Raw genomic sequence first — 14820 nt, forward strand, 5'->3', positions numbered from 1 at the left:
GAAGATAACGCACTGCAACGTGAAAAGTGATGGATATGAGGTTGGAGAATTGCATGCGTAAACAGTGGGTCTGGATTACCGGGTGGTTTCTTTTATTCACATTCTGGCTTCCGGCGAGTTGGGCTGAAACGGGCTGGCAGCCGCTGGCTCAGACCATTCGAAAAAGCGAAAAAGATCCGCGGCAATATCAGGCGATCAAACTGGATAACGGCATGACCGTTCTGCTGGTTTCCGATCCACAGGCACCCAAATCGTTGGCATCACTGGCACTGCCTATTGGCTCGTTGGACGATCCCAATAATCAACTGGGCTTAGCGCACTACCTCGAACATATGGTGCTGATGGGATCGAAACGTTATCCAGAGCCAGAGGCTCTCTCCGAGTTTTTGAAAAAGCATGGCGGTAGTCACAACGCCAGCACGGCCTCTTACCGCACGGCATTTTATCTGGAAGTGGAAAACGATGCGCTGCGGCCTGCTGTGGATCGGATGGCTGACGCGATTGCAGAACCGCTGCTTGATCCGGTGAATGCCGATCGCGAGCGTAATGCGGTTAATGCGGAATTAACGATGGCGCGTTCGCGTGACGGTCACCGCATGGCACAGGTCGGAGCGGAAACGTTGAATCCGGCGCACCCGAGTGCGCGCTTCTCGGGGGGCAATCTTGAAACCCTGAGCGATAAACCCGGCAGCAAACTGCATGATGAGCTGGTGAAGTTCTACCAGAAATACTACTCAGCTAATCTGATGAAGGGGGTGATTTACAGCAATCAGCCTTTGCCTGAGTTGGCGAAACTGGCGACCGACACATTCGGGCGTATTGCCAATCACAACGCGAGTGTTCCAGCCGTTACCGTACCCGTGACGACGGAAAAGCAGCGTGGGGTGATGATTCACTATGTTCCGGCTCAACCGAGAAAACAGCTGCGTATTGAGTTTCGCGTCAGCGATATTAGCCAGGAATTCCGTAGCAAGACGGATACCTATATCAGTTATCTGCTTGGCAACCGTAGCCAGAATACGCTTTCCGACTGGTTGCAAAAAGAAGGGCTGGTTGAGTCTATCGGCGCAGGTTCTTCACCGATAATCGACCGCAACGGTGGCATGTTTGCGATTTCTGCCTCGCTGACGGATAAAGGCTTAGCGCAGCGTGACGAGGTGATCGCTGCAATATTCCGTTATCTGCAACAAATCCGTACCGAGGGGATTCAGCAGCGCTATTTTGATGAGATCGCACATGTTCTGGATCTGGATTTCCGCTATCCGTCCATCAGTCGGGATATGGATTACATCGAATGGTTGGTGGATACCATGCTGCGCGTGCCAGTTGAGCATACGCTGGATGCGCAATATGTGGCGGATCGCTACGATCCGAAGGCTATCGCTGCACGACTGGACGAGATGACGCCGCAGAATGCGCGCGTTTGGGTCATCAGCCCGAATGAACCGCATAATAAAGTGGCCTATTTTGTCGATGCGCCATACGAGATGGATAAAATCCCGTCAGCTACCTTTGCTAAATGGAAAGCGCTGGGGCAGAAAATGTCGCTGTCGTTGCCGACGATCAACCCTTATATCCCAGATGATTTCTCCCTGATCAACGCGGATAAGGCGATGACTAAACCGACACTCCTGCTGAATCAGCCGGGGTTGCGCGTGCTGTATATGCCAAGTCACTATTTTGCCGATGAGCCGAAAGCAGAAATCACGCTGTTTCTGCGTAATCAGGAAGCGCGCAGTACCGCACGTAATCAGGTGTTGTTCGCGTTAAACGATTACCTGGCCGGTTTGGCGTTGGATGAACTGAGTTATCAGGCATCGATTGGCGGCATCAGTTTTTCCACCCGCAGCAATGATGGTCTGGTGATTAGCGCAGATGGCTATACCCAGCATTTGCCACAGTTGCTACTGACGTTGGCAGATGGCTATGCCTCCTTTACCTCCACGGAAGCGCAGTTGGAGCAGGCTAAATCCTGGTACTTGCAGCAGTTGGATGCCGTTGAGAAATCAAAAGCCTTTGAACAAGCGCTACAGCCGGTTCAGGCGATATCGCAGTTGCCTTATTTCGAGCGCGGTGAACGCCGTAAGCTGCTGAAGGATATTCGCTTGCAGGATGTGGTTAACTACCGCAACGATCTGCTGCAAAAAGCTACGCCGGAAATGCTGGTCGTCGGCAATCTGGCTCCAGAACGCGTCACCGAGCTGGCGAGAACGCTGAAAGCGCATTTGAAGGCCGATGGTGAAAATCTGTCGCGCAGTGATGATGTTAAAGTCAGTAAGCCGCAGCTTGCCAATCTACAGCGTCCGGGCAGCAGCACGGATTCTGCGTTAGCAGCGGTGTATGTACCAACTGGCTACTCGGAAACGCAGAGCATGGCCTATGGCTCAGTTCTGGGACAGATCGTCCAGCCTTGGTTCTACAGCCAACTAAGAACGGAAGAGCAATTGGGCTACGCAGTCTTTGCTTTCCCGACGTCCGTGGGCAGACAGATGGGTATCGGCTTCCTGCTGCAAAGCAATAGCAAACAACCTGCTTATTTGTATCAGCGTTATGAAGACTTTTTCCTAAAAGCGCAAAAAAGACTGCGTGACATGAGTGAAGAAGAGTTCACGCAGTATAAACAAGGCGTGATGAATGAACTAAGCCAGCGCCCACAAACATTGGGTGAAGAGGCCAGCCGACTGCGCCGCGATCTGGATCGTGAAAACTTTGCTTTTGATTCGCGTGAGAAACTGCTCGAACAAATCAAGCCGCTGACGGTGAAGCAACTGGCGGATTTCTTCCAACAGGCGCTGAAGCCTGAAGGGCTGGCGGTACTGTCGCAGGTTTCCGGTAGCCATCATGGTAAAGCCGATTACGCTGCTCCGAAAGGGTGGCATACCTATGCGGATGCGTCGTCATTGCAGAAAACGTTACCGCGTGAGAAAGCCCCCGCGATGATTCCAGCTCCTGCCGCACAGCCAGCGGTATCGGAAGCTGTCGATAAGGTTTCAGCAGAATGAAAAACATCGCGCCGCAATCATTAGACGTCATGACGTTGCCGCTCTTGGGGGAGCGGTTGATTGAGGCGTCGGCTGGAACGGGTAAAACCTATACGCTGGCTGCGCTTTACCTGCGCCTGTTGCTGGGGCTAGGTAAGCAAGCCGCGTATCCGCGCCCGTTACTGGTCGAGGAGATTCTGGTTGTGACCTTTACGGAGGCCGCAACCGAAGAGCTGCGTGAGCGCATTCGTGCAAGAATCCATGCGTTGCGCATCGCCTGCCTGCGTAAAAGTGCCCAAGGTGAGGAGGCGGGAAAACATAAGGATACGTCACTAGCGCAACTGCTGGCGGAGATTGTGGATCATCGAGAGGCTGCCGATGTGTTGTTGGCTGCCGAACGACAAATGGACGACGCAGCGATCTACACGATCCATGGCTTTTGCCAGCGCATGCTCAGCACCAATGCATTTGAATCCGGTGTGCTGTTTGAACAGATGCTGATAGAGGATGAGCAACCGCTGCGCCGTCAGGCCTGCGCTGATTTTTGGCGTCGTTATTGTTATCCGTTGCCGGTAGAGGTCGCACGTATCGTCGGCCTGGAGTGGAAAGGGCCAGAGAATTTGCTGGCTGACCTGGCTCCTTATCTGCACGGCGAGGCCCCCGTGTTTCGCTTACCGCCAGAAGAGGGAGAAACGCTGCTGAGTCGACATGAGAGAATCGTGGCGACAATTGATTCTTATAAACAGCACTGGCTGGCGTCAGCAGCGGAACTGGAAGCGCTGATCGTGGCATCTGGTGTGGATAAACGCAGCTATAGCAGTAAGCATCTCCCCAATTGGCTACAGAAAGTCACGCTGTGGGCGGAGCAGCTAACGCTGGATTATCAACTGCCGAAAGATCTGGTGAGATTTGCCCAACAAACGTTAATCGAGAAAACGAAGAAAGGTGATCCACCGGTTCATTCCGTGTTTGAAGCGACGGAGCAACTGCTTGCAGCACCGCTGTCGCTGCGTGATTTGGTCATTGTACGTGCACTGTCGGCAATTCGAGATTCTGTGCGTGAAGAAAAACGGCAGCGTGCGGAGCTGGGGTTTGACGATCTGCTGAGCCGTTTGGATGATGCATTGCAACAGCCGGCAGGAGAAAGGCTTGCTGACGCCATTCGTGAACGCTATCCGGTGGCGATGATCGATGAGTTTCAGGATACCGATCCTCAACAATACCGTATTTTCCGCACGCTTTATGTCGGGCAACCGCAGTGCGGACTATTGTTGATCGGCGATCCTAAGCAGGCTATTTATGCATTTCGCGGTGCGGATATTTTTACCTATATGCACGCGCGTGGAGAAGTTGCTGCTCATTATACGCTGGGTACGAACTGGCGCTCGTCTCATCAGATGGTACGTGGCGTGAATCGCTTGTTCGAACGTCTCGAGCATCCTTTTATTTTTCAAAATATCCCTTTCCTGCCGGTTAGCCCTGCTGAATCTAAGCGCGGTTTGGTGTTTGAAGTTGCCGGGCAGCCTCAGCCTGCACTGCAATTCTGGCTAACGGGCGCGGAACCGATTGGCGTGGGAGATTATCAGCAACAGATGGCGCGTCAGTGTGCGGCGCAGATTCGTGACTGGCTGGTTGCCAGCCAGCGCAATGAAGCCTGGTTGGTAACCGACGATTCCCGGCGTTTGGTCAAAGCATCTGACATGAGCGTGCTGGTGCGTAGTCGACGTGAAGCGTCGCTGATTCGCGATGCGCTGAGCCGTTTGTCCATTCCCTCGGTCTACCTGTCCAATCGTGATAGCGTGTTTAGCACGCCAGAAGCCAGCGATCTCTTGTGGTTGTTACAGGCGGTGTTGGCACCGGAGCAGGAGCGCACCTTACGCAGCGCAATGGCGACGGCTCTAATGGGGTTGGATGCCGCGCAGGTCGATGCGCTAGGGCAAAGTGAATCAGCGTGGGATGCGCTGGTGGATGAGTTTGCTGGCTACCGTGCTTTGTGGCGTCAGCGGGGCGTTTTACCGATGTTGCGAGCGTTGATGAGCCAGCATCAACTGGCTGAGAATTTGCTGGCAAGTACAGAGGGCGAACGCCGCATTACCGATATTCTGCATATCGGTGAATTATTGCAGGATGCCTCGGCAACGCTTGATAGCGAGCATGCGCTGGTGCGCTGGCTATCGCAACAGATTGTCCAGCCTAATCCGCAGGCAGAGAGTCAGCAGTTACGTCTGGAAAGCGACCGCCATCTGGTGCAAATCGTGACGATCCATAAATCGAAAGGACTGGAATATCCGCTGGTATGGCTGCCTTTCATCAGTAATTTCCGTGTGCAGGATCAGGGGATTTATCACGATCGTGATAGCTACCAGGCTGTGTTGGATTTGCAAAATAATGAGGAAAGCCAGACGCTGGCGGAAGAAGAGCGGTTGGCGGAAGATTTACGTCTGTTGTATGTCGCATTAACCCGTTCTATTTACCATTGTAGCGTTGGTGTTGCGCCCGTTCAGCGGTCGCGTAAGAAAGATGGCAGCAGCGATATGCACCACAGCGCACTGGGCTACTTGCTCCAGCGGGGTAAAGAAGCTGAGGCCGCCACGTTAGTCAGCGAGCTGGAAGGGATGGAGGGGGACGGCATCATGTTGACGCGGCTACAGGCGACGGAAGCGCTGCGTTGGCTACCTGATAGCCCGGAATTGACAGCGTTGCGGGCTCGACACATTGAACGCCAACTGCGTGACAGTTGGCGAGTGACCAGTTATTCGGGGCTTCAGCAACATGGCAGCACAAACACGCAGGATCTGGTGCCACGTCTGGATATTGAAGCGATAGGTGAACGTCAGGAAGTGGGGGAAACCCAGTTGACGCCGCATACGTTCCCGCGCGGCGCGAGTCCGGGGACGTTTTTGCATAGCCTGTTTGAAACGCTGGACTTTACTCAACCGGTTGATGATGACTGGCTGGCCGAGCAGTTGCAGCTACAGGGGTTTGAAGCGCACTGGCATCCGGTGTTGAAGACGTGGATGGATGCGCTTTTGACCACGCCGCTTGACGGGCAAGGGACGACACTATCGGCGCTGGAGAATCAGGATAAGCAGGCTGAACTACAGTTCTATATCCCGATTAAGGCACCGATACAGGCGATGCAGCTCGATCGGTTGGCAAAGCGCTACGACCCGCTATCCGCACGCTGTCCCGCGCTGTCTTTTCAGCAGGTTAAAGGCATGCTGAAAGGGTTTATCGATCTGGTATTCCGCTGGGAAGGACGCTATTACCTGTTGGACTATAAATCCAACTGGCTCGGCCCTGATGCCAGTGCCTATACCCAGACAGCGATGGCGCAGTCGATGGCCGAGCACCGTTATGACTTGCAATACCAGCTCTACACGCTGGCTTTGCACCGCTATCTACGCCACCGGATCGCAGATTATGACTATGAGCGCCATTTTGGCGGCGTGTTTTATCTGTTTTTACGCGGCGTAGAGGAATCTCACCCTGGTAATGGCATTTTTGCTTGTCGCCCCTCCGCCGAATTTGTTTTCGGGCTTGATGCGCTGTTCAAAGGTGAGTTGTTCAAAGGTGATGAGTTTGAGGGAAAGACGCCTGATGATGCTGACACAGGAATTTCATCATGATTGCCTTACTTGAAATGGCGCAGGCGCGGCGGTTACTGCGCCCGCTGGATATACAGTTTGCCAGAATGTTGGCGGATGAGGCGCAGCCCGACCTGCTGCTGGCTGCCGCCTGCCTGAGTGCGCATTCGGGGGCGGGACACGTGTGTTTACCGCTGGAAAATTTGCAGGCACAGACGCTGTTTGATGGTCGCGATCCTGACTTAGCGCAGCAGTTGCTCGCAGGAATTGGGCTAAACACGGTTGCTGCTTGGCAACAGCGTTTGCTGGCGTCCAATGCCGTTAGCGACGGTAGCAAACCCACGCCGCTGGTGCTGCAAGGCGAAAAGCTTTATTTACAGCGTAGTTGGCAGAGTGAGGGGCATGTAGCGCAGTTTGTTGCCAGCGAGCGTGATGCGGTACCCGTCGATGAACCTGCGGTCCGCTCTGTTCTGGATCGGCTGTTTCCTGACTCGGGCGAAGAGATTGACTGGCAGAAGGTAGCCGCTGCTGTTGCCTTGACGCGCCGTATTGCGATTATTTCTGGTGGTCCGGGAACGGGGAAAACCACGACGGTTGCCAAGCTATTGGCGGCGCTGATTGAGCTGAATACGGGAGATGCGTTACGTATTCAGTTGGCTGCGCCTACCGGAAAAGCGGCTGCACGGCTAACGGAGTCTCTGGGGCTGGCATTGCACCGTCTGGCGGTAGATCAGCAGCAGCGAGAGGCGTTTCCGCAAGAGGCGACAACACTGCATCGGCTTTTAGGCGCGGTGACGGATAGCCAGCGCCTGCGTCACCATCAGGGAAATCCGCTGCATCTGGATGTACTGATTGTGGATGAGGCGTCAATGGTTGATCTGCCGATGATGGCGAATGTGATCGCCGCGCTTCCGGTGCCGGCCAGAATTATCTTTCTGGGTGACCGCGATCAACTCGCGTCCGTCGAAGCGGGGGCGGTGTTAGGTGACATCTGCCGTTTCGCCGAGGCTGGCTATAGTCGTGCGCGTGCGCAGCAGTTGCAACGCCTGACAGGCTGTATATTGGATGACAGTGGTCCCGAAGGGCAGACGACGGTCGGTGACAGCATCTGCCTGTTACGCCGGAGCTACCGCTTCGATCTGAATTCTGGTATTGGGCAACTGGCGCTAGCGGTGAACGGTGGTGATGATGCTCGCGTACGTGCGGTGCTGAACGGTGAGTTTGCCGATGTAGCCTGTAGCGCATTAGCCGAGGGCGAAGAGTATCAGACGATGTTGGCACAGTGCGTCGAAGGATATCGTGATTATCTACAGCTTATCGCTTCAGGAGCGACACCGGATGTCGTGTTGCTTGCCTTCCAGCGCTATCGCCAGCTGTGCGCGTTGCGCGAAGGGCCATTTGGTGTAGCAGGTCTGAATCAACGTATCGAGCAGGCTTTGCATCAGTCTGGGCTGATTCAGCGCAGTCGTAATCCGCTTAATCGCTGGTATCCTGGCCGACCGGTAATGATTGAACGTAATGATGCCGCATTGGGTTTGTTCAATGGTGATATCGGTATCGCTATGATGGGGGAAAATGGGGAACTGCGCGTATTTTTCCCCTTGCCGAATGGCGAAACCAAGGATGTTACGCCAAGTCGCCTGCCGCCACATGAAACGGCCTATGCGATGACGGTGCATAAATCGCAGGGATCTGAGTTCGATCATACTGCGCTGGTGCTGCCTAACCATTACTTACCCGTGCTGACGCGGGAGCTGGTGTATACCGCCATCACGCGTGCGCGCCAGCGTTTGTCACTCTATACCGATGTTCGTATTCTCTGTCGGGCGGTGAAAACGCCAACGCAGCGCTATAGCGGCTTGAAAGAGAGAATTAGCGCACTGATGAATGGCGACACACCTTAACGCATTTGCGTTGCAGACTGACGAGGCCCACGGCGGGCCGAGTCGATAAAGGCAGCCAACGTACATGCAGTTTGACGTGTGGCGGATAGAGCGTCAGGTGGATAGAACGTCAAATGAATAGAGCGTCAAATGAATAGAACGTCAGGCGGATTCCCGCTCAATCAGTGAAAAACCGATATCGATGATGGGGGCTCGCACGTCTTTCCCCTCAATCTTTTCCGCTAACATTGCTGCTGCATCGGTACCGATTTTCCAGCGGTCGATCCTGACCGTGGTTATACTCGGCGTGTTGTGTGCGGCGAAATCAAGATCGCCAAATCCCATGACTGCCAGCGTCTTCGGCACCGTGAACCCTCGGGATACAGCTTCGATCATCGCCCCCTGCGCCAGCGTATCGGAACTGCAAATAATGGCATCAAAATCCTCTCCATCGGCGAGTAGATCGCTCAGCCCTTGTCGCCCTAGCGCCAGCGTGGCAGGCCATGGGGCAATGGCTTCACGCACATCGCTTCCCGGCTGTTTTTGTATCACGTCATAGATGCCTTTTTTACGCAATCCGGCACGGGCGTCTTCGGTCCAGATAAGGCCGAAGCGTAGATGTCCTTTGCCGAGCAAATAGTCTCCGATGGCGTTCCCGATGTTTTCATGGGAAAAGCCGACCAGCATATCGAGCGGTGTTGGGGTGAGATCCCAGATTTCGACAACGGGGATTGCGGCGTTGAGGAGGAGGCGTTTGAGTTCGGGGGTGTGGTGAATACCGGTGAGGACGATGCCGTCTGGGCGACGAGAAAGCAAAGTGGTTACAAGATCCGCCTCGGACTCATTAGTATAGCCAGCGACACACAGCAGCATGTGGTAACCGCGCGTGGCCAGCTCATCACTGATCGCCTGAACGGTATCAACAAACATGTTGTTATTGATTTGCGGCACCACGACGGCAATGAGCTTGCTACGCCGAGAAGCAAGCCCGCCCGCTAACATATTGGGGATGTAGCCCGTGGCGCGGACCGCTGCCATCACCTTGTTCACCGTTTCTGCACGAACAATTTTTGGGTTGTTCAGCGCGCGGCTGACAGTCATCGGTGAAATGCCCGCGGCGCGTGCCACATCTTCCAGCGTGGGCGCGCGCGGTGGCGTAATGTTGGCATTCTTATCGCGTTTCAATCACGGGTTCCCTTCTGAGGTTGCGCGCACATTCACATGTTTTGGGATTATCGTTGATGACATATCTGTTTTCCAGTCGCCTGTGTTTCTGACAACCTGCCGAATTGTCTCGCTTTTTCGGGCTGGCGCCAGAGCTGGCCAGGCTGTATTTCCGCTGTATCCTCTTACTTTTTGTGGTGATTGCGCAATCATTAATTTTGCCTCTCGATGCACGGGTTTATCGTGGCAATGATTATTATGTGATCTGCATTGCATGTTTTTTCTTCGTTTACCGCTATCTTCCTTCTGTTTATGAATGTTATCGCAATCATTTTACGAGGTGGGATATGACCATTAGTGCAAATTCAGCGGCGGTTAGCTATGCAAAAGTCACGAACGTCAGAACGGCTGCCGAGTCGGGCGATCGAATCGAGTGGGTAAAACTCTCTCTGGCGTTTTTGCCGCTGGCAACGCCAGTCAGCGATGCGAAAGTACTAACGGGAAGGCAGAAACCGCTGACCGAAGTCGCCATTATTTTTGCGGAAATCCGCAGTCGTGATGGGTTTGAAGGGGTGGGGTTCAGCTACTCCAAGCGGGCGGGTGGACAGGGCATTTATGCTCATGCGAAAGAGATTGCCGATAATCTGCTGGGCGAAGATCCAAACGATATCGATAAGATCTATACCAAACTGCTGTGGGCAGGGGCATCGGTTGGCCGCAGCGGAATGGCAGTACAGGCGATTTCTCCGCTCGATATCGCGCTGTGGGACATGAAAGCCAAGCGTGCGAGCCTGCCTCTGTCTAAGCTGCTCGGCTCACACCGTGATTCCGTGCAGTGTTACAACACCTCCGGCGGTTTCCTGCATACACCATTGGATCAGGTATTAAAAAATGTCGTGATCTCCCGTGAAAGCGGTATCGGTGGGATCAAATTGAAGGTCGGGCAGCCGAATACGGCTGAGGATATCCGTCGTCTCACGGCAGTGCGAGAAGCGTTGGGAGAGGATTTCCCGCTGATGGTGGATGCCAATCAGCAGTGGGATCGCGAAACGGCGATTCGGATGGGGAGAAAGATGGAGGCCTTTAATCTGGTCTGGATTGAGGAGCCGCTGGATGCCTACGATGTGGAAGGTCATGCGGCGCTGACGGCCGCGCTGGATACGCCGATTGCCACGGGCGAGATGTTGACCAGTTTCCGCGAGCATGAACAGCTGATTCTCGGTAACGCCAGTGACTTTGTGCAGCCGGATGCGCCGCGAGTAGGTGGGATTTCTCCTTTCCTGAAAATTATGGATTTGGCAGCGAAGCACGGTCGTAAGCTGGCACCGCATTTTGCGATGGAAGTGCATTTGCATCTGGCGGCGGCCTACCCGATTGAACCCTGGCTGGAACATTTCGAGTGGCTGAATCCACTCTTCAACGAGCAGCTAGAGTTGCGCGATGGGCGCATGTGGGTCTCCGATCGTCTGGGGCTAGGGTTCACGCTGAGTGAGCAGGCAAGGAAGTGGACGACGCTGAGCTGTGAATTTGGCAAGCAGCCATAAATTGATAAACGATCGTGGCCGATTTTACGGTCGGCCACGAGAAGCGTTATCGAATGAAGTCGTTCAGAGATCCAGCACCAGAATCTTCGAGCGCCGCTGGTAGTTGTACAGCGCTTGTTTTTTCTTCGGCAGCATTTCTACTTCGGCGGGCAAGAATCCGCGTTCCTGGAACCAGTGAATGCTGTGTGTCGTCAGTACGAACAGCTTTTGCAGGCCCTGCTGACGTGCCTGAGTGGCAACGCGTTGTAACAGCATATCGCCACGTGATGAACTGCGGTAGTCCGGGTGAACCGCGACGCAGGCCATTTCACCGATGCTTTCTTCCGGGAACGGGTAAAGTGCAGCGCAGGCGATGGTCAGATTATCGCGTGCGACGACGGTGAATTTGTCGATCTCCATTTCTAACTGCTCGCGCGAGCGTCTGACCAGAATGCCTTGTTCTTCCAGTGGGCGGATCAGTTCCAGAATGCCGCCAATGTCATTGATGGTCGCACGGCGAACCTGCTCGGCGCTTTCCATCACGATCTGTGTGCCGATGCCATCGCGTGAGAACAGCTCTTGCAACAGGGCTCCGTCGTCCTGATAGCTGATCAGGTGGCTGCGACGCACGCCGCTCCGACAGGCTTTGACTGCGCCGCGTAGAAATCTGACCGTCCCCGAGTGGTAATCGCCAGACTGTTCCAGTGCATCAATACGCTGCTGCGCATCGTCCGGGAACAGTTCAGAAATGATGCTGCCTTCTTCGTTAGTGACACCCTGTGATGAGCAGAAGCCGATCATCTTCTCTGCTTTCAGCTTAATCGCTAACTGGGTCGCGACCTCTTCTGAGGTTAAATTGAAACTTTCACCCGTGACGGAAACCGCAACCGGCCCGAGCAGCACAATCGCGCCGCTATTCAACTGGCGGTGAACGGCTTCTTCATCAATGCGGCGAATGCGGCCGCTGTGGCAATAGTCCACGCCGTCATCAACGCCAAGCGGCTGCGCGATAATAAAATTACCGCTGACGACATTAATGTGGGCACCTTGCAGCGGCGTGTTGTTCAGGCTCATCGACAGCCGAGCGGTGATATCCAGTTGCAGCATACCCGCCGCCTGTTTGACCAGCTCCAGCGTGGCGCTGTCGGTGATACGGGTATTTTTATGGTAGTGAGGCTCGTAGTGGTGCGTTGTCAGGTTGGCATCGATCTGGGGGCGAGCGCCATAAACCACCACCAGCTTGATTCCCAGGCTGTGTAGCAGCCCGATATCATTTACGATGCTAGAGAAGTTGGCATGTTCAATGGCTTCGCCACCTAACATGATGACAAACGTTTTGCCACGGTGGGCATTGATATAGGGAACTGAATGGCGGAAGCCCTGAACCAGTTCTGTACTCCGTTCCTTCACTGCGAGCCCTCTTTGCATTTTTATTCGTAATTTCTGTATTTTTATTCTTTATGACATAAAACGCAAGAGGAAGTATTAATCAAAAAAGCGAGGTTAATGCTTCAAATTTATGATATCCGCCTGTTATAAGGCATGAATAGGATTTTTGCATGACAGGGCGGAGCTGATTCGTTAAAGTTTTTGACAATTTTTACCTTTATTCATTTTTTGATGGCATATCCAGCACTGTGGCACCACGATAATGCAGGATAGCGCACAGCAATAAGATCGGAGTGGCATGTCTCATTCGAATCATCATCTGACTCGGCGGCGTCTATTACAAAGCGCAGCAGCCACCTGGCTGTTAAGCGTAAGCGGTGTAGGAATGGCTGCGACCACACAGGTCATCGCCGTACGCGTCTGGCCCTCCTCCGCCTACACCCGCGTCACGTTAGAATCCAACCACCTGCTGAAATATAAACAGTTTAGTTTGAGTAATCCTGAACGCATCGTGGTGGATATCGAGAATGTTCATCTAAACAGCGTACTGAAGGAGATAGCCAGCCAGTTTCAGCAGGATAACGATCCGCTGATTAAAGAGGCACGCATCGGCCAGTTTGATAAAAGTACGGTGCGTTTGGTGCTGGAGCTTAAGCAACAGGCGACGGCTAAAGTCTTTACGCTGGGACCGGTGGCCGAATTTAAGCACCGTCTGGTATTGGATTTGTATCCTGCGGCAGGGCGCTATGACAACGAAGAAGATCCGCTGCTGGCGCTGTTAGAGGATTATAACAAAGGCGAACTGGAGCGCACGCTGCCAGCAGAAGCGCCGAAAGCCGGGAAAGCGGGGCGGGATCGCCCGCTGATTATTATGCTCGATCCCGGTCACGGTGGTGAAGATCCCGGCGCGATTGGCAAGAACAAAACGCGCGAGAAAGACATCGTGTTGCAAATTGCCCGTCGCCTGCGCAAGTTGATCGATAATGAATCCAACATGAAAGCGTATATGACGCGCAATGAAGATGTGTTCATTCCGCTACGTGTGCGTGTGGCAAAAGCGCGTAAGCAACGTGCCGATCTGTTTATTTCGATTCATGCGGATGCCTTTACCAATCGATCGGCAAGAGGCTCGTCGGTTTTTGCACTCTCGAAGAAAGGGGCAACCAGCACTGCTGCCAGATTTCTTGCGGAGACCCAGAATGAATCGGATTTGATCGGTGGGGTAAGCATGAGTGGCGATCGCTATTTAGATCACACCATGTTCGATCTGGTGCAGACCGTGACGATTGGCGACAGCCTGAAGTTTGGTAAAGAGATCCTGACTCGACTGGGCAAGGTGAATCGTCTGCATAAAAATAGCGTCGATCAGGCCGGGTTTGCAGTACTTAAAGCCCCGGATATCCCTTCTGTTCTGGTTGAGACGGCATTTATCAGTAATTTGGAAGAGGAACGCAAGCTGCGCACCAGCCATTTTCAGCAGCAGATCGCCGAATCCATTTTTTCAGGAATTAAAGCCTATTTTGCCAGCCAGGCTGAACGGTAGTCGGTATGGTGGGATCGTAACTGTTACGTAATAACCGCGCGTTGGCGGCGCGGTTCAGACACATTTTCTCTGAACGTTGTGTGCTGAAGTAAAATAGGTAGAAAAATCTGGCTTATAAAACAAAAAAGCACCCGTTAAGGTGCTTTATCGCTTGGTTCTTAATTAGACGTAGTCTTAGTTGGTTGCGGGGGCCGGATTTGAACCGACGACCTTCGGGTTATGAGCCCGACGAGCTACCAGGCTGCTCCACCCCGCGTCCGTCATAACTAATCTTCACTGCTTTGATGGACGACCCACATCAATTGGTTGCGGGGGCCGGATTCGAACCGACGACCTTCGGGTTATGAGCCCGACGAGCTACCAGGCTGCTCCACCCCGCGTCCGTACTGACTTATCTTCACTATTTTTGATGGACGACTCACATCAATTGGTTGCGGGGGCCGGATTTGAACCGACGACCTTCGGGTTATGAGCCCGACGAGCTACCAGGCTGCTCCACCCCGCGTCCGTGGATGCGCACTATACTCTCCATGAACATTGATGCAACCTATTTCTGTAAAAAGCGCTGAATTTGTCTATTAGGTGATTGATTTACCGCCTGATGGGTCGTTTTGTGAGCGCGGTGGGCGATTTACAGAAAATAGCTTTTTGCGATGCCGTATGCTGAACCTCTTTCCTTACCTTATTGATTTATGCGCTATCCCATTCCTTTCTCGATAGGCGTTTGTTATCGTTCGACGGTAAATTTTT

Annotated in this window: 7 protein-coding genes and 3 tRNA genes; 5 read left to right on the forward strand and 5 right to left on the reverse strand. The window is 53.5% G+C overall.

Annotated features, from left to right (window positions below; translation table 11 throughout):
- Nucleotides 1–53 precede the first annotated feature (53 nt).
- The 3 genes from ptrA to recD are packed head-to-tail and all read left to right on the forward strand — an operon-like array spanning nt 54 to nt 8472.
- Nucleotides 54–3002: a pitrilysin gene (gene ptrA, locus E2566_RS05155; protein ID WP_107168122.1), complete on the forward strand. Its 2949-nt coding sequence runs from the start codon at nt 54–56 to the stop codon at nt 3000–3002.
- Complete coding sequence (recB, locus tag E2566_RS05160; RefSeq protein WP_107168121.1) at nt 2999–6610, forward strand: exodeoxyribonuclease V subunit beta; 3612 nt, start codon at nt 2999–3001, stop codon at nt 6608–6610. The genes ptrA and recB overlap by 4 nt, the downstream gene beginning before the upstream one ends.
- Nucleotides 6607–8472, forward strand: coding sequence for an exodeoxyribonuclease V subunit alpha (recD, locus tag E2566_RS05165; protein ID WP_107168120.1), 1866 nt, complete (start codon nt 6607–6609; stop codon nt 8470–8472). Before recB ends, recD begins: the two co-directional genes overlap by 4 nt.
- Nucleotides 8473–8613: 141 nt before the next feature.
- Here the strand turns inward: recD and E2566_RS05170 are convergent, their stop codons facing one another.
- Nucleotides 8614–9636 carry a LacI family DNA-binding transcriptional regulator gene (locus E2566_RS05170; protein WP_107168119.1) on the reverse strand — a complete coding sequence of 341 codons (1023 nt, stop codon included), beginning with the start codon at nt 9634–9636 and terminating at the stop codon, nt 8614–8616.
- A 326-nt stretch (nt 9637–9962) separates the two neighbouring features.
- On the opposite strand from E2566_RS05170, the gene E2566_RS05175 reads away from it, so the two are divergent.
- Nucleotides 9963–11159, forward strand: coding sequence for an L-talarate/galactarate dehydratase (locus E2566_RS05175; protein WP_107168118.1), 1197 nt, complete (start codon nt 9963–9965; stop codon nt 11157–11159).
- Between the two features lie 63 nt (nt 11160–11222).
- Here the strand turns inward: E2566_RS05175 and argA are convergent, their stop codons facing one another.
- Nucleotides 11223–12566: an amino-acid N-acetyltransferase gene (argA, locus tag E2566_RS05180; RefSeq protein ID WP_168444496.1), complete on the reverse strand. Its 1344-nt coding sequence runs from the start codon at nt 12564–12566 to the stop codon at nt 11223–11225.
- A 259-nt stretch (nt 12567–12825) separates the two neighbouring features.
- Here argA and amiC point away from each other — a divergent pair, with 259 nt between their 5' ends.
- Nucleotides 12826–14070 (forward strand): N-acetylmuramoyl-L-alanine amidase AmiC, encoded by a 1245-nt coding sequence (gene amiC / locus E2566_RS05185; protein WP_107168116.1) that lies wholly within the window; start codon nt 12826–12828, stop codon nt 14068–14070.
- Between the two features lie 179 nt (nt 14071–14249).
- Here amiC and E2566_RS05190 read toward each other — a convergent pair.
- The 3 genes from E2566_RS05190 to E2566_RS05200 form a co-directional block, all read right to left on the reverse strand.
- Nucleotides 14250–14326: transfer RNA gene (locus E2566_RS05190), tRNA-Met, on the reverse strand.
- Nucleotides 14327–14373: 47 nt separating this feature from the next.
- Nucleotides 14374–14450, reverse strand: a tRNA-Met gene (locus tag E2566_RS05195).
- Between the two features lie 48 nt (nt 14451–14498).
- Nucleotides 14499–14575, reverse strand: a tRNA-Met gene (locus E2566_RS05200).
- Nucleotides 14576–14820 lie beyond the last annotated feature (245 nt).

The sequence above is a fragment of the Pectobacterium punjabense genome (assembly GCF_012427845.1).
GTDB lineage: Bacteria > Pseudomonadota > Gammaproteobacteria > Enterobacterales > Enterobacteriaceae > Pectobacterium > Pectobacterium punjabense.